Here is a 22,283-nt window from a genome sequence, read left to right on the forward strand (position 1 = left end):
AAGTTTCTCCGGTTCTCACGGGCAAAAAAACGGTTCAGCAACTTAGATTGCTGAACCGTTTTGGTTATTTTTTAAGGGTCTCGTCTAACGCTTCAACCTGCTTGACCGGGCCGACCACGGTCAAAACGTCGTGCAGGCGCACAACTGCCGTGGGATCCGGCGATATATCGATCTTCGGTCCCCGCTGAATGGCAATCACGGTCAAATCAAACCGCTGCCGGAGATTCAGCTGGATCAAGTTCTGGTCCACGAAGGTCGGATCGGTAATGACCACTTCGGCTAACGTGTAGTCTTCACTCAGGTCGATGAAGTTCAAGATGTGATTCGACAAGAGTTTACGGGCAATACCGCGTCCCATGTCCCGTTCGGGGAAGACCACCTGATCGGCCCCGACGCGCTGCAGTACCCGACCGTGATCACTGGTTTCGGCCTTGGCAATCACTTTTTTGGCGCCCTGTTCCTTCGCTAATAAGGTCGTTAGGATGCTGGCTTCCATGTTATTGCCGATACCAATGATCACGTAGTCAAAGGTATCGATGTTTAAACGCCGCAGGACTTCTTCGTCCCGGGTATCGGCAATCAACGTCTGCGTCGCCACGTCGATCAACTCGTTGACCCGTTCCTCATGAATATCGACGGCCAGCACGTCTTGGTGCATATCCGCGAGCGTGCGCACCACGGCCTCACCAAATCGTCCTAGACCCAATACGGCAAAGTTCTTCTTCAATTTCGCCACTCCTTAACCAATTAAGACGTTTTCTTCCGGATACCGGATGCGACTGACCTTGGTCTGCCGCTTCGATAACGAGTACAGGGACGTAAAGATCCCGACCCGCCCGATAAACATCAATAAAATAATAATTAATTTACCAATGACGCTTAAATGCGGGGTCAATCCCAGGCTCAGCCCCACGGTGCCAAACGCCGATAAGACCTCAAACACGATGTATTCCAGGCCGTATCCCCGGGGAATCTTTTCGGTCTGGGTCAGAATCAACGTCGCCACGGTAATGACGATACTGGCCAGAAAGACCAGTAGCAAGGCCCGGCTAATATTGGCTTGGCTGAATCGGCGGTGACTAAATTCAACGTCGTCCTTGCCCCGTAACTGTGCAATACTCTGGAGCATCAGGACCCCGAACGTCGTGGTTTTGATCCCCCCGGCGGTTGACCCGGGCGTCCCCCCGACAAACATCAGAATCATCAAGAGAAAAATACTCCCCGCGTGTAACGATTCAGTCGGTAGCGTCACGATTCCGGCCGTGCGGGGCGTCACGCTCAAAAACAGCGTGTTAACTACCCGATTGATCCAGGTGGGGTTCCCGGGGATGCAAGCCAAATTCCCTTCCGTTACTAGCAACGCCAAGAACCCGACCACGAACAGGGTCCCCGTGGTGACCAACGTGAGTTTGGAATTCAGGCTCAACCGGTGGCGTTCGTGATACAACAAGACGTCCCGCCACACGAGAAAACCGAGGCCCCCACCGACGATCAAGACGATCGTCACTAAGATCACGTAGGTGTCATCCCGAAAAGCCATCAGACTATTACCAAAGACGTCAAACCCCGCGTTACAAAACGACATGACCGAATGGTAAACCGAGACGTACAAGCCGTGCCGCCACCCGAAACGGGGAATAAAATCGACCGCTAGTAAAGCGACGCCCCCCAGTTGAAAGATAGCGGAGAGTTGAACCACGTACTTCATCACGCTTTTGGTATCGCTGAGGTTTTCCAGATTCAACGACTCTTTGACCATTAACTGAGTCGACAGTCCCATGTGGCGGTGGCGCCGAATCAGGTTAAAGAGGAGCACGGCAAACGTCATGTAACCCAAAGCCCCCACTTCGGCCATCCCCAGGATCACGAGTTGCCCGAAGACCGACCAGTGCGCCGCCGTGTTGACCACGGTGAGCCCCGTAATACAGGTTGCCGAAGCCGCCGTGAACAGCACATCGATCAGCGGGGTTCCCTGGCCCGTGCGTGTGGCCGCCGGTAAGCTCAACAGGATGGTCCCGACCGCAATGATCAGGATGAACCCAAACACCATCTTCTTCGACAGCGTATCTAAAAATTTTAAATGCCAAATACTCATTATCTATTCCAGTCCTATATTCCAATCTACTCCCCCCAGCTTAAGCCCGGACTACCGCCAAAAGCAAGCACATTTTGAATCGGGAGCAGAATTCATCAGCCCCCCACATTGATTTCTTAATTTCGCGCAAATTTCTGCAAAAAAATGACCACTCCCTCACCGGGACTGGTCATGATTAAGGTTACTTTTGTAAAAACTTAGCGGTATCGTCCCAAGCTTGAACGTCTCCGGTCAAGGCCTTGGGGTTCGTTGGATTGTGCCAAGCAAAGTCGTCGTACCACAGGCCCCGCTTGCCTTGATCCAGGGCGTCGATGGCGGCCACGTCGTCGTCACTCAACGTGAAATCGTTGATTTGGCTATTAGCCACGATGCGTTCCACGTGAGTCGACTTGGGAATGGTGATGATGTTGTGTTGATAATCCCAACGTAAGATGATTTGCGCCGCCGACCGTTGATACTTCGCCGCCAGCTTGGTGATGGTCGGGTTACTCAACGCGGCCCCACCACCCAGCGGCGACCAGGCTTCCAGTTGAATCCCCGCTAATTGCATCAGTTGCCGTAAATCTTTTTCCTGGTTCAACGGGTTAAATTCCATTTGATTAATCATGGGGGTAATTGCGGTCTTGTCGAGTAATTCCGTTAACCGTTCCGAGTCGAAATTCGAAATGCCAATTGCGTGAACTTGACCGTTACGGTAGAGTTCTTCGAGGGCCCGCCAAGTGTCGATAAACTTGCCGTCCACCGGCCAGTGAATCAGGTACAAGTCGACGTAATGCAACCGTAACTGCTTGAGACTCGCTTCAAACGCCCGTAACGTGGAGTCGTACCCCTGGTCGCCATTTAAGACCTTGGTGGTCACAAAGAGATCCTTGCGGTTCAGGCCGGCCTGCAAGAGGCCGTCTTGAATCCCGGCCCCCACACCGGGTTCGTTGCCGTACTGCTTGGCGGTATCGATCATCCGGTAGCCGTGTTGAATCGCCTGACTCACCGAGTGCGCGGCATCCGTGTTGGACGTCTTCCAAACACCCAGCCCTAGCCGGGGCATGGTGTAGCCGTTATTTAACGTGAGTCGTTGATCTAAAACTGAACTTGTCATCATAAGTTTATTCCTCCTCAAGATCATTACAAATTTAATTGTATAACTTGGAGGTCACCGTTGACAACAAAAGCGTTTACTTTGTTGGTCTACCGGCATTTTTGCGGTTTAATTATAAAGGCTAAAAAAGGCCACCTCCAAGAAGAGGCGGTCCTGGTCTTCAGGCGTTTTGGGCCTTCACCGCTAACTGCCGGTGAAAAATCACGTACACCACCGCCGTCAGCGGAATGGTGACCAGTAAAGCCGGGTAAAATAGCGAGACGGGGACGGCGTCGAACAAGGCTCCCCCCACAATGGGGCCTAACACCATCCCTGTGTCCATCCCAATGTAAAAGGTACTGTTAGCCAGTCCCTGTTCGTCTAACGGGGCCAACAGTAAGGCGGTCGCCTGACAAACTGAATACATTACCCCGTAACCCCCGGCCAACCCGGCAGCCGCTAACACCATCATCCAGTTATTCACCAGATAAGTCAGCCCCAGCATGCCAATCAGGTTACAAATACTCCCAATCAGTAAAAACCACTTGAAGGGTACCCGGTCAAAGTAGTCTTTAAAGACCAGCCGGACGACCAATAGAATAATGGCGTAGATGATAAAGAAATTTCCGGCCGACACCTGCAAATGCCGGGCCGCCACATATTCCACGATGTAGGACTGGGTGGCAAAGTACGGAATTGACAGCAGCATCAAAATAATCGCCAACGGCACCACCCGGGGTTGAACGATGCGGAGCCGATGGGGCTTAGTCTGACCGGAATGGTGATACGGACGCCCCTTATTAATGACAAATTGAATCAGAATCACGATGGTGGCACTAAAGAGCGTGCCACACAGAAAGGCGGCGCGGTAACTTACCTGATGAAAAATCCAGATTCCTAAAGCCGGTGCCACGGCCATCCCCAGGGCGTTCATCATGCCGTAGTAACTCATACCGGCGCCAATCCGCTCACGGGGCAACAGGCTGGAGAACCAGGTTGCCAGACAAATCGAACTTAACGCGAAGCCGAACCCGTTGATGATCCGAAAAATGACCACCATCCAGGGTGCCACGGCCACGGCGTAGCCAATGGTCGCGACCAGTAACAGGCTGCCCCCAATAAACGCAATCTTATACTTCGTCACGGCGTCGACGAGTTGACCAGCAAACGGCCGAAAGACCAGTGAGCACAGGTTCATGGCTGCGGCGACAATCCCCGCCACCAGCGTGCTAGCCCCCAGACTATGGGTGAACCCCACGATCAACGGCGTAATCAGCATGGACGAACACATATAACAAAAGGTACAAATTAAGAGCAGAATCGTATCCCGGGAAAAGAGACGTTGCTCGGCTGTTTCAGACTTACTCACGGTTGGCCTTCTTTCCAAAATGCTTATCCCAAATATCATACCATACCACCAAACAGCTACCGCTCCATGAAACCGCCACCACTTTAAAATTTAGTCAAAAAAAGACTAGCACCCGTAGCTGCTAGTCCCCATTAGTTTCTGTTAGTGCCAATTAAGCCTTGTCGGCAGCCGTCAACACGTCGTTCATGTGGCCGCTAATGAAGCCCCCTAAGTCGACCGCCACGTAATCGTACCCCAGTTGTTTCAACGTGGTATTAACGGCCTCTCGGTGGGCCAATAAGGTATCCATCCGGTCGGCTGGTACCTCGATACGAGCCAGGTCACCGTGCACGCGGACCCGGACCGTCAAAAAGCCCAGACGACGCAGGTAGGCTTCGGCCTGCATGACCCGGTCAATGGCCGCCACCGTTAACGTGGTATTGTACGGGAACCGCGACGACACACTGCAAGACGGCACCTTGTTCCAGTTCGTCAGCCCGTAGTCTTGGGCCAAGGAACGCACGTCGGCCTTGGTAAACCCGGCGAGAGCTAACGGACTCACCACGTGTTCTTCGTCGCGAGCCTTGAGCCCGGGCCGGTAGTCGTTCAAGTCGTCGGCAATGATGCCGTCTAGAACCACGTCGGCCGGATATTGGGCCTTTAACCCGTTCAACCGTTGGTAAAAGAGTTTCTTAGCAGCGTACCAGCTCTTAGGCGTGTTATGCCGCACATCCTCGTTAGCCAAATAGGTCAGCGTGGTCGGCACCACCGTGACGCCTAACTGTTGCCCCAACGTCACCGCCTGGTCGAATTCCGTATCGCTAAAAAGTTCCGAATTAGCCACGACGGCGCGGACGTTGGCGGCGCCGTACGCGTTAATGGCGGCTTGTAAGACCACCGTACTGTCGATACCACCCGAAAAGGCCACCAAAGCTGACCGATATTGGCCTAAAACGGCTTGTAACTGTTGCGTCTTGTTGATCACTGCATCCATGTTAAGTCCTCCTAACGAGCTAACGCGGTGGCGGCCGCCATGACGGTCTCTAGGGACACGTCCAGCTTTTGCGCCGCGACTTTACAATCTTCAAATTCCGGGGTGACCCGCCGAATATCCTGGTAGGTCGCCACCTTCAAACGAATCGGGAGCCCCTGGTAGGTCACCGTTTCAAATCGGCGTTGCATGACCGTTCGTTCAAACGTGGTGTAGCGGACCCCCTTGGCCGTGGTGTCCTTAAGCATCAGCGTCACGAACCGATCCCGGTCAACCGGTGGCACCAGCACCGAGAGTTGCACCCCCGGCCGGTTCTTCTTCATCTGGATCGGCGTGAAATAAACGTCGAGGGCCCCGGCCGCCAGCAATTGTTCCTGCGCGAAACTTAACCCCTCGGCCGTCTGGTCATCCAAGTTGGTTTCGAGTAACGTCACCTGGTCGTGGCCGACCGCGGTCTGTTTTTGAGATTGGCTGGTCGTTAGTATCATCGCCCGTAAGGCGTTAAACTGCCCAGTCTCGCGTTTACCAAACCCGTAGCCGACTTGTTGGACCGCCGACTGCGCATCTAAGGGACCAAATTCCGTGACGAATTCCTTAATGATTCCTAGTCCCGTGGGTGTCAGGAGTTCTGTGTGGACCTCGGGGTGCTGTTGCACCGGAATCGCCCGGTCACTGAGCATCTGAGCAACCGCGGGCACCGGGACGGGCATCTTACCGTGAGCTACCTCGATGAAGCCGCTCCCGTCGGCAATCGTTGAACACTTGACCCGATCGACGTGCAACAGGTCTAAGCAGATGCACGACCCAACGATGTCGACGATGGAATCTAGTGCCCCGACCTCGTGGAAGTGAACCTCAGCTAGTGGGACGTTGTGCACGCGGGATTCGGCCGCTCCGATGTCGTTAAAGATGGCGATAGCGTGACGTTTCACCGTTGCCGACAGGTCACTGGCGGTAATCAGGTCCACAATCTCGTGGAGGTGCCGACCGTGATGTGCCTGGTGGTCACCGGCGCCGTGAGCGTGATGGTGTTCGATAAACCCGTGGTCCTTCTCGCCGTGGTCCAGGACCACGTCAAAGCTGGTCCCGTAGATGGCGCTCTTGGCCACCCGGTCGGCGGTCAACGTATAGCCGTGAACCGGTAACTTCTGTAATTCCGTCCGTAATTGTGCGATGTCGACGCCCAAGTCCAATAGCGCCCCGATAAACATGTCGCCACTGGCCCCCGAAAAGGCGTCTAAGTACAGTGTTTTCAAGCTGTCATCCCCTTACAAATGATTCATGACACTGGCGGCATAGGCGGCGCCAAAGCCGTTGTCGATGTTCACCACGGTGACGCCCTCCGCACAGCTATTTAACATGGTCAACAGCGCGCTTAACCCGTGGTAACTACTGCCGTACCCGATACTGGTGGGGAGCGCGATCACCGGACTAGCGACTAGGCCTCCGACCACGCTAGCAAGCGCGCCGTCCATCCCGGCCGCCACGATCACGACCTTGGCCTGACGAATCACGTCCAGCTTGGCGAACAACCGGTGAATACCGGCAACGCCCACGTCGTAGACCCGACTGATCCGGTTACCGAAAGCCTGGGCCGTCACCGCGGCTTCCTCGGCCACGGGGATGTCCGAAGTGCCCGCCGTTACGATGGCGATGGTGCCCGTCGTCGTGGGCGCGGGAATCTCACCAGCCACCAGGCACCGGGCCGCCGCCACGTATCGGATATCTTGTTGGTCCGCTAAGCGTTGCTGCACCGCCTGCGCCTTGGTCGCCGTGACCCGGGTACACAGGACTACGGGCGTCCGGGCTCGCAACCGTGGAATGATCTGGCTGATTTGCTCGGCCGTCTTGCCTTCACCAAAGACGGTCTCCGGGTAACCCGTGCGCTGGGGCCGCTCTAAATCCAGGTCCGCAAAATCCAACGGTTGTTGGGCCTCAGTCAGTTGCTGGTCAGCCGCGGTCACGTCGAGCCGGTGATCGGCCACGGCCTGCAATAGGTCACGCTGTTCTGCGGGCGTCATGGCTGGTTCACGACCTCGGGCACGGTCATCGACCCGGCCGGTAAGACGATCACGCTGGCATCGGTTCCCTTCTCGGCCACGGCGGCCGCATAGGCGGTCTGCAAGTCGTGGAACGGTTTGAAATGCACGTTACGCATTTGTTCGTCGGTTAAATCCGTTACCGCCCAGGTCTGCGCCCAGGTGTCGATCTGTGCCATCTTAGCCGCCTTGTGGTACCCCAACTTCCAACTATGGTGAATCTTATCAAGCACTGCTTGGGCGTCCTTTTCGGAACTTAACAGGTCGTAGAACGGCTTGGGGCCGATCCCGGTCCGACACTTGGCGACCAGGATCAAGATACCGTCCTGATTCAGCGCTAATTTCCCATTATCCAGGGCCTTTTGTGATTGGTAAAGGTCCACGTCCATCGGGTACGGTGCCACCGAGATAACGATATCGGCCTTATGAGGAATCTGGACCCCGTAGACTTCCTTGGCCTTATCGATGCCGGCATAAAACGATTGTGACAGGTCTCCCGTGGTCACCGCGTAGATGTCGTGGTGACTATCGAGAACCATTTCGATAGCGAAAATATTAATATTTTTTAAGACGTGCATGGCGTCCATCATGTCTTCGTGAACCGGATTGCCTTTCAACTTGAGGGCGCGGGCCGAATCCTGCAAGGCCAGGTAGTGGTTTTCCGAAATCGTGTCGTAGGACGCGACGCCCGGCAAAAACGACTTCCGGCCCCCGGTATAACCCGCGAAGTAGTGCGGTTCGATCGAACTAATGGGGACCACCTTATCGGCATCGGCCACGATCTTGTTAATGTACATCTCCGTGCCGTTGGTCGATTTCCCCAGAAATTCCATCGGGTCGTTGTGACAATCGTGACTGTGTACCCGGTGTTTAGCCTTGAGGTCCTGGTAGATGTCGTGACCGAAGATAAAGTCGTACTCCTCTTCGGTCGGCTCGCGGTGTACCCCGGTCGCAATGATGAAGTAAATGTTCTTATCCTTGATCTGCGGGTAGATGTGGCTGAGAATTTTCGCCGTGGGCGTGGGCCGCGTCCCGTCGTTCACGATGAACACGACCCGTTCGTCGGTGTCCATGAATTGCGTAAATGACGCTTCATCAAACGGGTGTGCCAAGGCTTGATCAATGGCGGCATCTGCGTCCACCTTGTCGACGCGGTTCGGGTTAAAGACCCCCGTCAGTTGCCGCTGAGGTACCTCGATTGCAAACTGCTCATCTTTACCATAAGGAACTTTCACTTGCAAAAAACCATCTCCTTAACTTGATCACGTTTAACTGCGAACCTGTTTATCTTGCTTGTTCAGGCCGAAGTAGTACCAACCGAATAACGCTAACGCCCAGAGACCCACGAACAGCCCCACGAGGCCGAGTCCCAGGTGGAAGAAATTCAAGCCCGCCGCCCAGGTAATTAACGGGCCGTGGACCTTGAAGACCAGCTTAGCCGCAAGCAGAAGGTTCACCCCACCGGAAAATAACGCCGCTAAGACCGATAAGCCCGTCAGAATCAAATTGTAATAAACCTTGCGCACGGGCGACGCAAAGACCCAGGAATAAGCGGTACTCATAAAAAGGCCGTCGCAGGTATCCAGGAGACACATGCCCGCCATAAACAGTAACGGGAAGGCCAAGACTGCGTACCAGGGAACCCCCTGACTGGTGGTAATGGCCGAGGTGGCTAAAATCGCAATTTGACTGGCCGTATCGAAGCCCAACCCGAAGAGAAAGCCGATGCCCATGACCTGCCAGTTATGGGTGATCAGGTGGAGTCCCCGGTCGAAGGTCCGGTAAAGCCGCGATTGTTTTAACCGCACCGTGGTCGCCGGCTGATCGAGGTGTCTAAATTCTCGCCAGATGCCGTTTAGAATCACCAAATTGACCACCGCCAGTAAGATTAACGTCACCCCGGCAAAGGTCGTGCCGACCACCCCACCGACGCTCTGCAGGCTAGGTAAGGCCCTTTTAGACCACTCCACAAACAAAATGGTCACGATGGCCATCAACATGACCACCGAGGAGTGCCCCAATGAAAACGCAAAACCCACCCCGTGCGTGTTCCGGCCTTCGTTGATCATCTTCCGGGTAATGTTGTCGATTGCCGTGATGTGATCCACGTCAAACGCGTGTTGCATCCCGAAGGCAAAGGCCAGAAACGCCATCGACAGTAGCGATGGGTACTCGGCCATGTAGGAACCCGCTAAAATGACACCGGTTACAAAAATCACCAACACACAACCGCCGTACTTCACCAGATCCGGTCCTAAGGGGTACCGATAATGTTCTTGCACAAACGCACCTCCCACAGCATGACTAGGTCATCTTCATTATGGCATTGACGATTTATCAAAAATCCGTCCATAATTAGATATTTTATAAAACCTATCATCAGATTAACATTTTTCCCGGAAAGCGACAACGCTTTCATGATAATTTATTCACATTTATTGCTCACCACGGTATCCTTGAAAGCGCCAAAATTGGCCATAAAAAAAACACCCACATCGCTGTGAGTGCCTTTTCTGTCGCCAAGGTAATCCAAAGATTAACGCTTGGAGAATTGGGAAGCCTTCCGGGCCTTCTTGAGACCTGGCTTCTTCCGTTCCTTCATCCGGGCGTCACGAGTCAACAGACCCGCACGCTTCAGCGGACCACGGAAGTCTGGGTCAACGTCGAGCAATGCCCGAGCGATCCCGTGACGAGTTGCACCGGCTTGGCCGGAGAAACCGCCACCACGAACAGTAACTAATGCATCATAGTTACCGAGGGTTTCGGTCACGTTAAATGGTTGTAAAACCACTTCACGGATACTTGCAAATGGAATGTAATCTTCGATTGCCTTGTTGTTCATGACAACCTTCCCAGAGCCGGGTACTAACCGTACACGAGCAGAGGAGTTTTTACGACGGCCAGTGCCGCGATATTGAACTTGTGCCAATTGGGTTTCCTCCTTAAATTAGGTTCGTAATGTCTAAGACTTCTGGCTTTTGTGCTTCATGCTTGTGGTCTTCACCAGCATAAACGTGAAGCTTCAAGGCCATTTGGTGACCTAATGAATTCTTCGGAAGCATCCCTTGAACAGAAGTTTCGATTAATTTTTCTGGGTTTTCATCCCGGAAGTTACCAGCAGTCCGTGACTTCAAGCCACCGGCGAAACCAGTATGATGGTAGTAGATCTTACCAGTGGCCTTACGACCAGTCAGTGCGATCTTGCTAGCGTTGATAACGATCACGTTATCACCAGTGTCCACGTTAGGGGTGAACGTTGGCTTGTTCTTACCACGCAAGATAGTTGCGACAGCAGATGCCAACCGACCTAAACTAATATCAGTTGCATCGACGATGTACCATTTGCGGTCAACGTCATTTGGTTTTGCCATATAAGTTGTACGCACGTTAAATTCCTCCATAAATCTGTGTTTGTCTGACACCAAGTAAACTTTCCGGGGCTTATCGTGGGGCAAACAATACCAACAACCATGATACAAAGTTTTCGGTATAAAGTCAATGATTGTTTGCCCCCTCAGCTAAAATTAACGCTGGTGTGGCGGTAATTTTGTCGGATGAGCGGGGTCTTCTCCCAAATAGTAAACGTGTTTCAGATATAAACCCGCAGCCGGCGCCGTTCGTCGGGCCTGCTTACGGTCCTTCACCTGATACAAGCGTAAAATATCGTGGACGGGGCGGGTCCCCGACCCGATTTCCACCAACACGCCCACCATGATGCGAATCTGGTTGTACATGAACCCGTTCCCATAGAACTCAAAGATCAATTCGTTGTTGTGTTCGTCGATGCGGCAAGTGGCTTCGTAGATGGTCCGCACAAAGGTCCGTGTCTGGGCCCCCGACGCCACGAAACTCGTGTAGTCGTGTTCGCCCACCAAATCTTGCAAAGCCGTGTTGATTTTCGCTAGATCGACCGGAAACTTCCAATGACCGGTGTAATTCCGCTTGAACGGGTTACGAAATTTACCTAAATCCATCCGGTATAAGTAACGTTTCCCCGACACATCGTAGCGGGCATGAAAATCCGGCGCGGCCAGTTCTACCCGACTGATTTCCATATCTAACGGCAACATGCTATTGAGGCCCTTGTGCATGTTTTCCGCGGGAATCTCGAACGGAAAATCGAAATGAACCACCTGCGCCAGCGCGTGGACCCCGGCGTCGGTCCGACCGGAACCGTAGACCACGATAGCCGGATCGGGCTGCTTGGCCATTTTGTTGACCACCTTGGTCAAGACCCCCTCGACGGTCCGCTTATCCGGTTGCCGTTGAAACCCGGCGAACGCGGTGCCGTCGTACATTAAAGTTATTTTGTAACGTTGCATGTTTACACTCCTACCAACGACGGCAAATCAAAATTAGCGCTAAGCCTAGCGCAAAGATTACCCAGGTGACCGTATCCCGTCGTTGCCAAGTTAAAATACGGTACTGACTACGGTGTTCGCTGTCCTGATACCCCCGCGCTTCCATCGCAATCGATAAATCTTCCGCCCGGTTAAAGGCACTCATAAACAGGGGCACCATCAACGGTAAGAGGGCTTTAGCCTGCTTGAACAGGCCCCCCTCACCAAAGTCCACGCCCCGCGCCCGCTGAGCGTTCATGATCTTTTGCGCCTCATCCATCAGCGTGGGGACGAACCGTAGTGCGATGGACAACATCATGGCCAGAGTATCGACGGGTACCTTGACCCACCGTAACGGCTTCATCAGTGACGCTAACCCGGTCGCGATATCGAGCGGTTGCGTCGACAACGTCAACAGCGTGGACATCATGATGATCAACAGAAACCGGATAAAGATGTACCCGGCGTTAATCACCCCAAATTGGGTAATGTTAATGAAGGCCCAATGCCAATAAACGTGGCCCCCAGCGGGACTAAACAGTAACTGTAAAGCCACGGTAAACAGGATCAACCAGATGAGTGGCCGAATTCCCCGTAAAAAGAACCCCAGTCGAATCGTGGAAGCCCGGATAGCCCCCAACGTCAACGCAATTAAAATCAGATAACTTAACCAATTATTGGCCAGAAAGACTAAGATAATGTAGCAAAAACTCAGCATAAGTTTATTGCGGGGATCCAACCGGTGGACGATAGAATCTAACGGAAGGTACCGACCAAAGAGAAATTTAGACACGTGTCCGTCCCCCCTTTGGCCACTGAGCGGCGAGTTGATCCGCCAGGGCCGTAGCGGTCAGCGGCAGGCCCTGCGGCCAGGTCACCCCGCGAGTCGCTAATTTCTGCGCAAACTGGGCCGCCCGGGGCACGTCCAACTGATTGGCACGTAACCAAGCGGGGTCCCCAAAGATCTCTTGGGGCGTTCCCACCTTCACCAGTTTTCCTTGACGCATGACCGCGACCTGTTCGGCGTATTGGGCAACGTCTTCCATCTGATGGGTCACGAGGACGATGGTAAGCCCCTGTTCACGGTGCAACCGCTCGAACAAGTCCATCATTTCCTGACGTCCCTGCGGATCTAACCCCGCGGTCGGTTCGTCTAGAACCAGAACCTGCGGGTGCATGGCCAGTACCCCGGCAATTGCCACCCGGCGCATCTGGCCACCCGAAAGTTCAAACGGTGAACGCTGCGCGTAACTGGCATCTAAGCCCACCTGGGTTAACATCTGGTCGGCCAAGGCCAAAGCGTCGGCCTCAGCCACGCCAAAGTTTTGAGGCCCAAAAGCAATGTCCTTTTGGATGGTCTCCTCAAACAGTTGGCTTTCGGGAAACTGAAAGACCATGCCGACATGTTGGCGTAACGGTTTCAGGGCAGCATTCGTGGTCGTGGGCGTAATCGTGAACTCATCGACGGTTAACCGCCCCGTCGTTGGTTTTAACAACGCATTGAGCTGTTGGATCAACGTCGATTTGCCACTGCCCGTGTGGCCAATCACGGCTAAGTACCCGTGGTCGGGCACCGTTAATGACACATCGTCGAGCGCTGGCGTCGCTAAGGGTGTGTCGGCTTGGTAGGTGTAGCCGACGTGTTCGAAAGTGATTGCCACAACCATTCCTCCATTTCCTGGGTGGTCTGATACCCCGTGGGGGGCGTAATGCCGCGTTGCTGGAGCGCCGCAGCGAGTTTCGCGGTGAAGGGGACGTCTAAGCCCATATCCATTAGCCGCTCCCCCTGCGCAAAGATCGCCGCGGGAACGTCCTCTTCAATTAAATGCCCATCATCGATCACCAATATCCGGTTCGCATTAGCGGCCTCGTCGATGTCGTGGGTAATCGAGATCACCGTCAAGTGCTGCTCCCGGTGTAACTCCCTGACCAACGCCAACATGGCCTGCCGACCTTGCGGATCCAACATACTGGTGGCTTCATCTAAGATTAAAATTTTGGGCGCCATGGCGACGATTCCCGCTAGCGCGACCCGCTGCTTCTGGCCGCCGGATAGTGAACTCGGTGCCCGATTAGCGAATTTTGTCATCCCCACCCGTTCTAAGGCCGCCGCCACTCTGGTGCGCATCTCGTCACGGGGTAACTGGCGATTTTCCAGGCCAAAGGCGACGTCGTCTTCCACCGTAGCCCCCACAAACTGATTGTCGGGATTTTGAAAAATCATGCCAATCTGAGCGCGGACCTGCCAGACCGTTTCGGGCGTCAGGACGATGCTCCCCACCGTCACCGTTCCCTGGGTAAAGGGTAATAACCCATCGAGGGCCTTGGCTAACGTCGATTTCCCGCTACCGTTATGCCCCACAATGGCCAGCCATTCACCCGGATGGACATCGAAACTCACGCCATCGAGCGCCGCGTGTTGCTCGGCATCGGGATACCGGTAAGCCAGGTTGTGTACTTCAATTATGTTTTCCATCCGTTGTGTCATCGCCCCTCTAAAAAGTCACCGCTAATTATACCAGAGAATTGGCCTGTCGCGTAGGGCTGACACCAATCTCACGTCCCCGTTCAAAAAAAGGGTACAAAAAAATCACTAACAAACCAGCGGCGCTGAGGCTTTCGCCCCCATTCAAGCTAGACTCGGGAATTCCATCATCATAGCGCTCTATACCACATGGTTCTAGTGATTTATGTGTTACCTATTGCTACACACTAAGGCGGCGTAACCAGACCGAAACTGATGATTAATTAAAAATTAGTCAACGAATTCCAAGATAGCCATTGCAGCACCATCACCGCGACGAGGCATCGTCTTTAAGATCCGCGTGTAACCACCGTTACGATCCGCGTACTTCGGTGCTAATTCGCTGAACAGCTTTTGCAATGCAGAAGTAACCTTGATGTCATCGCCGTCTTCCTTCACGTCAGCAACCACGTTCCGAACGAACGCAGCAGCTTGGCGCCGTGCATGCAAGTCGCCTTGCTTACCCAAGGTGATCATTTGATCCGCCGTCTTGCGGACTTCCTTGGCACGTGCTTCAGTCGTTTCGATCCGACCGTTTAAGATCAAACTAGTGGTCAAGTCGCGTAACAAAGCCTTCCGTTGAGAACTAGTCCGTTGTAATTTACGGTAACTCATAACCAGAAACCCTCCTTTGAGTATCTAAAATTAGTCTTCTTTCCGAAGTGATAAGCCTAAATCAGCTAACTTAGCCTTAACTTCTTCCAGGGACTTGCGACCCAGGTTACGAACCTTCATCATGTCCGCTTCCGTCTTGTTAGTCAATTCTTGAACCGTGTTGATTCCAGCACGCTTCAAACAGTTGTAAGAACGAACCGATAAGTCGAGCTCTTCGATGGTCATCTCAAGCATCTTTTCCTTATGCGTTTCTTCTTTTTCAACCATGATTTCCGCATTCTTCGCTTCGTCCGTCAAATCAACGAACATCGCCAAGTGTTCGGTCAAGATTTTAGCAGCCAATGAAATGGCTTCGCTTGGATTGATTGAACCGTTTGTCCAAACATCCAGGGTCAATTTGTCATAGTCGGCCCGTTGGCCAACCCGTGCATTCTCTACTTGGTAGTTAACCCGTTCGATAGGGGTATAAATAGAATCAACGGCCAAAACACCAATTGGCATTTCCGTGTTCCGCGTTTTGTTTTCATCCGCAGACACGTAGCCGCGACCCTTATCTGCCGTCATGCGCATGTGGAAAGTTGCCCCGTCAGCGACCGTCGCAATGTACAGGTCTGGGTTTAACACATCGACATCCGCCCCCGCAACAATGTCACCGGCGGTAACTTGTGCAGGTCCCTTGACGTTGATCTCCATGGTTTCTTCCTGATCATCGGCTCCGTTAAGCTTCAACGCGATCTTCTTGACGTTTAAGATGATCTGCGTAACGTCTTCAACGACACCCTCGATAGTCGAAAATTCATGCAGAACCCCGTCGATTTGAATGCTGGTAACGGCTGCACCAGGTAATGATGAAAGCAGAATCCGACGTAACGAATTGCCAAGGGTTGTCCCGTAGCCTCGTTCCAGCGGTTCGACAATAAACTTGCCGTAGTTGCTGCTCTCGTCAATTTTATGAATGTTAGGCTTTTCAAATTCAATCATTCTTATCGTTTACCCCTTTCAAACCGCGTTGAGCTCCTATAAGTCAATCCCATCATGAAGGTAATCTTCATAAATGAAACGCTCACGTTAGACCCGACGACGCTTTGGAGGACGAGTACCGTTATGAGGCACTGGCGTTACATCGCGGATAGCCGTAACTTCGATACCAGCAGCTTGGATCGCCCGGATAGCGGCTTCACGTCCTGAACCAGGACCCTTGACAGCAACTTCAACGGACTTAACTCCGTGTTCCATTGAAGCCTTGGCAGCAGCTTCAGCAGCCATTTGTGCAGCAAATGGCGTTGACTTACGACTACCCTTAAAACCTAAAGCACCAGCGGATGACCATGCGATCGCGTTCCCTTGAACGTCAGTGATCATTACTAAGGTGTTGTTAAACGTAGCATGAATGTGCGCAACCCCGGATTCAATATTCTTCTTGACCCGACGCTTGCGACTAGTTTTTCTAGTTGCCATAAAAGTGTTTGACCTCCCTTACTTGATTACTTCTTCTTCCCGGCAATCGATACGGCTTTACCCTTACGAGTGCGGGCGTTGTTCTTGGTGTGTTGGCCGCGAACTGGTAAACCGCGACGGTGACGCATGCCCCGGTATGAACCCATTTCTTGCAAGTTCTTGATGTTTAAGCTGACTTCACGACGTAAGTCACCTTCAACTTTGTACTTGTCGACTTCGGCACGAACCTTGTCTTCTTGGTCTGGCGTTAAATCGCGAACCCGAACGTCTTCAGAGACACCGGCAGCAGCGACAATCTTGTGTGCCGTGTTGATACCGATCCCGAAAATGTAGGTCAAACCATAAGCGATACGCTTATCACGTGGTAAATCCACTCCTGCAATACGTGGCATTACTTGTGCACCTCCTATTTAAATTAAATTACTTACCCTGGCGTTGCTTGTGCTTAGGGTTGGCAGAGCAAATAATCATTACTCGACCCTTACGCTTGATAACCTTGCAGTGTTCGCACATTGGCTTAACTGATGGTCTTACTTTCATGATAACCCTCCTACTTTTGTCTCACCGATTACTTAAAACGATAAGTAATGCGGCCTTTAGACAAGTCATACGGTGACATTTCAACAGTTACTCGATCACCAGGCAGGATCCGGATGTAGTGCATCCGAATCTTTCCCGAAACGTGAGCGAGAATCTCATGACCGTTTTCTAGTTCTACACGGAACATTGCGTTGGGCAATGTTTCGGTAACTTTACCTTCAACCTCGATGACATCGCTTTTCGCCACGAAAGTACCTCCCTTATTAATTGCGTATAAATTACGCGGAAAAGCGGCGGGAACAGTGTTTGCTCCCACCGAGCACCTGCGAATTGCGACAGCGCGCCATTTACAGGCTAAACCTGAATAAGCTTACCACATCTACTTTAACAAAGCAAGATTGCGGTTTACTTCAGGTTCTTGAGGATCTTTTCAATGTCGACGTAAACGTCATCGATGTCGCGGTTACCATCAACCGTGTACAACAAGCCCTTCTTGGTGTAGTAATCAACCAGTGGGGTGTTCGCTTTCACGTTCACCGCCAGACGATTCTTCACCGTGGCCGGCTTGTCATCTTCACGTTGATAGAAGTCATGACCGCCACAGACATCACAAGTGCCTGCGACTTTAGGATTATGGTAGAGCTTGTGGTAGGTTGCCCCACAGGTCCGGCAGATGTACCGGCCAGAGAGCCGTTCGATTAACACGTCGGGTTCAACATGAATGTTGATGACGGCGTTGATCGTCCGGTTCAACTCAGGACCAAAACTATCCAGAGCCTCCGCTTGCGCTAAAGAACGGGGAAATCCGTCCAACATGAACCCGTTTTCGGTGTCAGCTTGGGCTAACCGATCCCGGACAATGCCGTTGGTTACTTCATCAGGAACCAATTCACCTTGGTCGATGAACTTTTTAGCGGCAACGCCCATTTCGGTTTCGTTCTTCATAGCATCACGGAAGATATCTCCCGTAGAAATGTGCGGTAGGTGGAACTCATCGATAATCTTTTGGGCCTGCGTACCCTTACCGGCACCCGGCAGTCCCATGAGAATCAAGTTCATTGCTGTCATGCTCAATCTCCTTATTCGTAAACTTCGCCTGAAAAACACAAGCAGGTGTGCCAAAAGAATTCAACACACCCGCTGGAAACTCATTAAGCTGGTTCTGGACCTTGGATAAAGCCAACGTATTCGCGCTTCATCATCAATCCGTCAACTTGACGCATCGTTTCGATGGCCACACCAACCACGATTAAGAGGCTAGTTCCCCCTAACCCGATGGACTCATCTAAGTTCCACAGGTTTTGGGCTAACAACGGAATTAAGGAAACGAATCCTAAGAAGAGGGCCCCAACGGTACTGAGGCGCATCAACAAACTGGAAACGTATGATTGTGTTTCGTGTCCCGGCCAAACACCCGGAATGTAACTGCCTTGCTTTTGCAAGTTTTCAGATAACTTTTCGGGGTTCACCTGCACGAACGCATAGAAGAACGTGAACACAACGATCAGAACGGTATACAAAATCGCACCGTCCAGCGTTTGCATGTTAAAGATGTCAGTTAGAACTTGGTACCACGTGTCTTGTGAGTGCGCATTTTGGAACGCCATCAAAATAGTTTGTGGCGTCGCAATAAACGAACTCGCAAAGATAACGGGGATAACTCCGGCCACGTTGACCTTTAATGGAAGATAACTGCTATCTGGCGAACCAGATACCCGCCGCGTGTATTGAATCGGCACCCGTCGTTCGGCCTGTTGGACCCAGGTGACAAACGTCACGATGAGAATAACGACCACGATGAGGGCTAGGATGAACAAGACACTCTTCCATAACGTTCCTTTGTCGGCATCGACGAAATAAGTTTGGTAAAGTTGGTAGACAGATTTCGGTGTCCGGGCAATAATCCCGGCGAAGATAATCATCGAAATCCCGTTACCTAATCCGCGGTCGGTAATCATGTCACCCATCCAGGTAGTCAACATGGTCCCACCGGTTAAGATCAACCCAATGGAAACGTACGTTGCCACACTAGGACTTTCAACCAACTTCAGTGAACTTAAGGCACTGAAGCCGGCCGTAATCCCGATGGATTGGAAGAACGCCAAGACAATCGCAAGATACCGCGTTGCTTGATTTAACTTCCGACGACCAACGTCACCTTGCTTACTCCATTCCACGAAACGTGGAACGATGTCCATTTGTAGCAATTGAATAACGATTTGTGCCGTGATGTACGGGGAAACCCCCATCGCAAAGATGGAATAGTTGGTTAACCCACCACCACTAAAGGTATCTAAAATACTAACCAATCCAGAAGACGCAACGCTTTGAAGGGCCTTCGCGTTGATGCCTGGAACCGTAATATAGGTCCCAAGACGAAAGACGATCAAAACCAATAGAGTAAAGAGAATCTTATTACGAATGTCTTTAATCTTAAAGGCGTTTTTCAAGCTTGATAGCATTAAATCACCTCAGTCTTACCACCAGCGGCTTCAATGGCTTGAGCAGCAGACTTAGAGAATTTAGCGGCCTTGACCGTCAACTTCTTCGTTAAGTCACCGTTACCCAAGATCTTGATGCCCGCCTTTTCGTTTTTCACGATACCAGCTTCTACCAAGGCAGCTGGCGTTACTTCGGCACCGTCATCAAAGACGTTCAAAGCAGCCAAGTTTACGACAGCAAATTCCTTACGGTTAATGTTGGTAAACCCACGCTTTGGAATCCGACGGTACAATGGCATTTGGCCACCTTCAAAGCCCAAACGGGTCTTGCTACGCGCCTTTTGACCCTTTTGGCCACGGCCAGCAGTCTTACCGTTACCAGAGGAATCACCACGGCCAACCCGGTTACGAACCTTCCGTGAGCCTTCAGCAGGTTTTAGTTCATTCAACTTCATGCTATTGCGCACCTCCTTATTTAATGATATGAATACTACTTAACTTCTTCAACCTTAATTAAATGTGCGATTTGGAAAAGCGCACCGCGAGTAGCTTCGTTGTCAGGTTGTAAAACAAAGCTGTTAACTCGTTTCAAACCCATTGCTTCAACGATTTTACGCTGTTTAGGGAGGCGGTGAGCAGCACTATGAATTAAAGTAACTTTCAATTGAGCCATCTTAGAACTCCTCCTTATTCAGCTAAGTGTTGAAGTGAAACACCCCGGAGGGCAGCAACTTCTTCAGCACGCTTTAATTGAGTCAAGCCTTCAAACGTTGCGCGAACAGCGTTAACTGGCGTGTTGGAACCTAAACGCTTTGAAGTCACATCAGCAACACCAGCTAATTCCATGACGGAACGAACGGCACCACCGGCAGCAACTCCAGAACCTTCAGCAGCAGGCTTCAACAAGATCTTCCCACCACCGTAGTTTCCAATAATTTCGTGAGGAATGGTCGTTCCCACGATTGGAACTTCGATCAGGTTCTTCCGAGCGGCTTCAACAGCCTTCCGGATTGCTTCGGGAACTTCTTGTGCTTTACCAGTTCCGAAGCCAACGTGACCGTTCTTGTCGCCGACAATGACAAGAGCAGCGAACCGCAGACGACGACCACCTTTAACAACCTTGGTAATCCGGTTGATAGCAACAACGTTATCTTCTAGTTCCAACTTGTCGGGATCAATAAACTTTGCCATGTGTGGTTATTCCTCCTTACTATTAAAATTTAAGCCCGTTTTCACGAGCAGCTTCCGCAAGCGCTTGAACACGGCCATGGTACAAGTACCCGCCACGGTCAAACACAACATTTTCAATCTTCTTTTCAACGGCACGCTTAGCAACTAAAGCACCGACAGCCTTGGCTTGTTCGGTCTTGTTGTCACCATTAACGCCGTCGTCTAACGTCGAGGCACTAACAAGCGTTACACCCGCTACGTCATCAATTACTTGAGCGTAGATGTTTTTGTTAGAGCGGAATACGTTTAAGCGTGGGCGTTCTGCATTACCAGAAATTTTGTTCCGGACACGTCCATGACGCTTTTGACGCGTCTTGTTTTTATCTGGTTTCGTAATCAAAATAGTCACCTCTTTGAAAAATTTCAGCAATTAAGCTGCTTTAAGTTTACTTACCGGTCTTACCTTCACGAATACGAACAAATTCGTTTTCGTAACGGATACCCTTACCCTTGTAAGGTTCTGGGGAACGAACGGCACGAACTTCGGCAGCAAAGTCACCGACTTCTTGCTTGCTGATCCCAGCAATGTTGATAGTGGTGTTATCTGGAACCTTAACTTCAAGGCCTTCAGGAACATCCATGTGAACGGGGTTGGAGTAACCAACGCTCAAGATCAGGTCTTTACCCTTCAATTGAACCCGGTAACCAACACCGACAAGCTTCAAGGTCTTCGCAAAACCACTGACAACCCCTTCAACCATGTTGTTAAGGTTGGCCCGTTGCGTACCATGTAAAGCCCGCATTTTGTTGTCATTGCTTGGACGGTCAAAATCAACCGCACCATCGCTGATCTTCATAGTAATGTCGGCAGCAAAAGTCCGCGTTAAGGAACCCTTAGGACCCTTGACCGTGACTTCGTTCCCATCGCGCTTAACTTCAACGCCGGCAGGAACAACAACCGTTTTATAACCAATACGACTCACTGTAAGGCACCTCCTGTCTTTATCAGATTTTTACCAAACGTAGGCGAGAACTTCGCCACCGATTTTCTTGGCCCGCGCTTCTTTATCAGTAATAACCCCTTCAGAGGTGGAGATAATGGCGATACCTAAACCGTTCAATACCTTTGGTACAGCGTCGGCCTTAACGTATGAACGTAAGCCGGGCTTTGAAATACGCTTCAAACCACTGATGACGCGTTGGTTATCCTTACCGTACTTCAAGAAGACACGAATGATGCCTTGCTTGTCGTCGTCGATGTATTCAACGTTACGGATGAACCCTTCGCGCTTCAGGATTTCAGCGATGTCACGTTTAATTTTAGATGCAGGTACTTCGAGTGATTCGTGACGAACCATGTTGGCGTTACGAATCCGAGTTAAGAAGTCTGCAATTGGATCAGTCATGGACATTAACGTTTTCCCTCCCTTTGTTTAAAAATCGGTTTACCAGCTAGCCTTCTTCATGCCAGGAATTTGACCCTTGTGAGCCAATTCGCGGAGGCAGATACGGCAGAGGTGGAACTTTTGATAAACAGAGTGTGGACGTCCACAACGTTCGCAACGAGTATATGCTTGAGTAGAAAACTTCGCGGGACGCTTGTTCTTAGCAATTTGTGATTTCTTAGCCAATTTGTGTGAACCTCCT

Annotated in this window: 30 protein-coding genes; all 30 read right to left on the reverse strand. The window is 51.6% G+C overall.

Annotation, left to right across the window (positions count from 1 at the left end):
- Positions 1–64 precede the first annotated feature (64 nt).
- Positions 65–727 carry a potassium channel family protein gene (locus FD25_RS12235; RefSeq protein ID WP_057804563.1) on the reverse strand — a complete coding sequence of 221 codons (663 nt, stop codon included), beginning with the start codon at positions 725–727 and terminating at the stop codon, positions 65–67.
- A gap of 12 nt (positions 728–739) precedes the next feature.
- Positions 740–2,095, reverse strand: a complete 1,356-nt coding sequence (locus tag FD25_RS12240) for a TrkH family potassium uptake protein (protein WP_057804564.1) — start codon at positions 2,093–2,095, stop codon at positions 740–742.
- A 181-nt stretch (positions 2,096–2,276) separates the two neighbouring features.
- Positions 2,277–3,191 (reverse strand): aldo/keto reductase, encoded by a 915-nt coding sequence (locus FD25_RS12245; protein ID WP_275452898.1) that lies wholly within the window; start codon positions 3,189–3,191, stop codon positions 2,277–2,279.
- 160 nt (positions 3,192–3,351) lie between these two features.
- On the reverse strand, positions 3,352–4,539 hold the full coding sequence (locus tag FD25_RS12250) for an MFS transporter (RefSeq protein ID WP_225428520.1): 1,188 nt from the start codon (positions 4,537–4,539) through the stop codon (positions 3,352–3,354).
- Positions 4,540–4,690: 151 nt separating this feature from the next.
- Positions 4,691–5,512: an ATP-dependent sacrificial sulfur transferase LarE gene (larE, locus tag FD25_RS12255; RefSeq protein WP_057804566.1), complete on the reverse strand. Its 822-nt coding sequence runs from the start codon at positions 5,510–5,512 to the stop codon at positions 4,691–4,693.
- A gap of 11 nt (positions 5,513–5,523) precedes the next feature.
- Positions 5,524–6,765: a nickel pincer cofactor biosynthesis protein LarC gene (gene larC, locus FD25_RS13970; RefSeq protein ID WP_083484168.1), complete on the reverse strand. Its 1,242-nt coding sequence runs from the start codon at positions 6,763–6,765 to the stop codon at positions 5,524–5,526.
- Between the two features lie 12 nt (positions 6,766–6,777).
- The gene (gene larB, locus FD25_RS12265; protein WP_057804567.1) at positions 6,778–7,530 is read right to left on the reverse strand and encodes a nickel pincer cofactor biosynthesis protein LarB; all 753 of its coding nucleotides are present in this window, start codon (positions 7,528–7,530) and stop codon (positions 6,778–6,780) included.
- Entirely contained in the window at positions 7,527–8,783 is a 1,257-nt protein-coding gene (locus FD25_RS12270; RefSeq protein ID WP_225428526.1) for a lactate racemase domain-containing protein, read from the reverse strand. Before FD25_RS12270 ends, larB begins: the two co-directional genes overlap by 4 nt.
- A 33-nt stretch (positions 8,784–8,816) precedes the next feature.
- Positions 8,817–9,830 carry a HoxN/HupN/NixA family nickel/cobalt transporter gene (locus FD25_RS12275; RefSeq protein ID WP_057804569.1) on the reverse strand — a complete coding sequence of 338 codons (1,014 nt, stop codon included), beginning with the start codon at positions 9,828–9,830 and terminating at the stop codon, positions 8,817–8,819.
- Positions 9,831–10,084: 254 nt separating this feature from the next.
- Complete coding sequence (gene rpsI / locus FD25_RS12280) at positions 10,085–10,477, reverse strand: 30S ribosomal protein S9 (protein ID WP_057804570.1); 393 nt, start codon at positions 10,475–10,477, stop codon at positions 10,085–10,087.
- Positions 10,478–10,490: 13 nt separating this feature from the next.
- Positions 10,491–10,934, reverse strand: coding sequence for a 50S ribosomal protein L13 (rplM, locus tag FD25_RS12285; RefSeq protein ID WP_057804571.1), 444 nt, complete (start codon positions 10,932–10,934; stop codon positions 10,491–10,493).
- Positions 10,935–11,072: 138 nt separating this feature from the next.
- A complete protein-coding gene (gene truA / locus FD25_RS12290) occupies positions 11,073–11,870 on the reverse strand; it encodes a tRNA pseudouridine(38-40) synthase TruA (protein ID WP_057804572.1) in 798 nt (265 codons plus the stop codon).
- Positions 11,871–11,880: 10 nt separating this feature from the next.
- Entirely contained in the window at positions 11,881–12,681 is an 801-nt protein-coding gene (locus tag FD25_RS12295; protein WP_057804573.1) for an energy-coupling factor transporter transmembrane component T family protein, read from the reverse strand.
- A complete protein-coding gene (locus FD25_RS12300) occupies positions 12,674–13,549 on the reverse strand; it encodes an energy-coupling factor ABC transporter ATP-binding protein (RefSeq protein ID WP_057804574.1) in 876 nt (291 codons plus the stop codon). Before FD25_RS12300 ends, FD25_RS12295 begins: the two co-directional genes overlap by 8 nt.
- Entirely contained in the window at positions 13,495–14,364 is an 870-nt protein-coding gene (locus tag FD25_RS12305; protein ID WP_057804840.1) for an energy-coupling factor ABC transporter ATP-binding protein, read from the reverse strand. The genes FD25_RS12300 and FD25_RS12305 overlap by 55 nt, the downstream gene beginning before the upstream one ends.
- Positions 14,365–14,643: 279 nt before the next feature.
- On the reverse strand, positions 14,644–15,027 hold the full coding sequence (gene rplQ, locus FD25_RS12310) for a 50S ribosomal protein L17 (RefSeq protein WP_057733138.1): 384 nt from the start codon (positions 15,025–15,027) through the stop codon (positions 14,644–14,646).
- Between the two features lie 30 nt (positions 15,028–15,057).
- On the reverse strand, positions 15,058–16,008 hold the full coding sequence (locus FD25_RS12315) for a DNA-directed RNA polymerase subunit alpha (RefSeq protein WP_057733135.1): 951 nt from the start codon (positions 16,006–16,008) through the stop codon (positions 15,058–15,060).
- A gap of 87 nt (positions 16,009–16,095) precedes the next feature.
- Complete coding sequence (gene rpsK / locus FD25_RS12320; protein WP_057804575.1) at positions 16,096–16,485, reverse strand: 30S ribosomal protein S11; 390 nt, start codon at positions 16,483–16,485, stop codon at positions 16,096–16,098.
- Positions 16,486–16,511: 26 nt separating this feature from the next.
- A complete protein-coding gene (rpsM, locus tag FD25_RS12325) occupies positions 16,512–16,877 on the reverse strand; it encodes a 30S ribosomal protein S13 (RefSeq protein WP_057733131.1) in 366 nt (121 codons plus the stop codon).
- A 28-nt stretch (positions 16,878–16,905) separates the two neighbouring features.
- Positions 16,906–17,025 carry a 50S ribosomal protein L36 gene (gene rpmJ, locus FD25_RS13975; RefSeq protein ID WP_008855781.1) on the reverse strand — a complete coding sequence of 40 codons (120 nt, stop codon included), beginning with the start codon at positions 17,023–17,025 and terminating at the stop codon, positions 16,906–16,908.
- A gap of 28 nt (positions 17,026–17,053) precedes the next feature.
- A complete protein-coding gene (gene infA / locus FD25_RS12330) occupies positions 17,054–17,272 on the reverse strand; it encodes a translation initiation factor IF-1 (RefSeq protein WP_011668477.1) in 219 nt (72 codons plus the stop codon).
- Positions 17,273–17,430: 158 nt separating this feature from the next.
- A complete protein-coding gene (locus FD25_RS12335; RefSeq protein ID WP_307725068.1) occupies positions 17,431–18,084 on the reverse strand; it encodes an adenylate kinase in 654 nt (217 codons plus the stop codon).
- A 92-nt stretch (positions 18,085–18,176) separates the two neighbouring features.
- Positions 18,177–19,487, reverse strand: coding sequence for a preprotein translocase subunit SecY (gene secY / locus FD25_RS12340; protein ID WP_057804577.1), 1,311 nt, complete (start codon positions 19,485–19,487; stop codon positions 18,177–18,179).
- Entirely contained in the window at positions 19,487–19,921 is a 435-nt protein-coding gene (rplO, locus tag FD25_RS12345) for a 50S ribosomal protein L15 (RefSeq protein WP_057804578.1), read from the reverse strand. The genes secY and rplO overlap by 1 nt, the downstream gene beginning before the upstream one ends.
- A 35-nt stretch (positions 19,922–19,956) precedes the next feature.
- Positions 19,957–20,139 (reverse strand): 50S ribosomal protein L30, encoded by a 183-nt coding sequence (gene rpmD / locus FD25_RS12350; protein ID WP_057804579.1) that lies wholly within the window; start codon positions 20,137–20,139, stop codon positions 19,957–19,959.
- Positions 20,140–20,153: 14 nt separating this feature from the next.
- Positions 20,154–20,657 (reverse strand): 30S ribosomal protein S5, encoded by a 504-nt coding sequence (gene rpsE, locus FD25_RS12355; protein WP_057733123.1) that lies wholly within the window; start codon positions 20,655–20,657, stop codon positions 20,154–20,156.
- Between the two features lie 22 nt (positions 20,658–20,679).
- On the reverse strand, positions 20,680–21,045 hold the full coding sequence (rplR, locus tag FD25_RS12360; protein WP_045808219.1) for a 50S ribosomal protein L18: 366 nt from the start codon (positions 21,043–21,045) through the stop codon (positions 20,680–20,682).
- Positions 21,046–21,082: 37 nt separating this feature from the next.
- Positions 21,083–21,619: a 50S ribosomal protein L6 gene (gene rplF / locus FD25_RS12365; RefSeq protein ID WP_057804580.1), complete on the reverse strand. Its 537-nt coding sequence runs from the start codon at positions 21,617–21,619 to the stop codon at positions 21,083–21,085.
- Positions 21,620–21,649: 30 nt separating this feature from the next.
- Positions 21,650–22,048, reverse strand: coding sequence for a 30S ribosomal protein S8 (rpsH, locus tag FD25_RS12370; RefSeq protein WP_024746880.1), 399 nt, complete (start codon positions 22,046–22,048; stop codon positions 21,650–21,652).
- A gap of 33 nt (positions 22,049–22,081) precedes the next feature.
- Entirely contained in the window at positions 22,082–22,267 is a 186-nt protein-coding gene (locus FD25_RS13980; protein ID WP_011668486.1) for a type Z 30S ribosomal protein S14, read from the reverse strand.
- Positions 22,268–22,283: the final 16 nt, after the last annotated feature.

Source organism: Levilactobacillus acidifarinae DSM 19394 = JCM 15949, assembly GCF_001434835.1.
Taxonomy (GTDB): domain Bacteria; phylum Bacillota; class Bacilli; order Lactobacillales; family Lactobacillaceae; genus Levilactobacillus; species Levilactobacillus acidifarinae.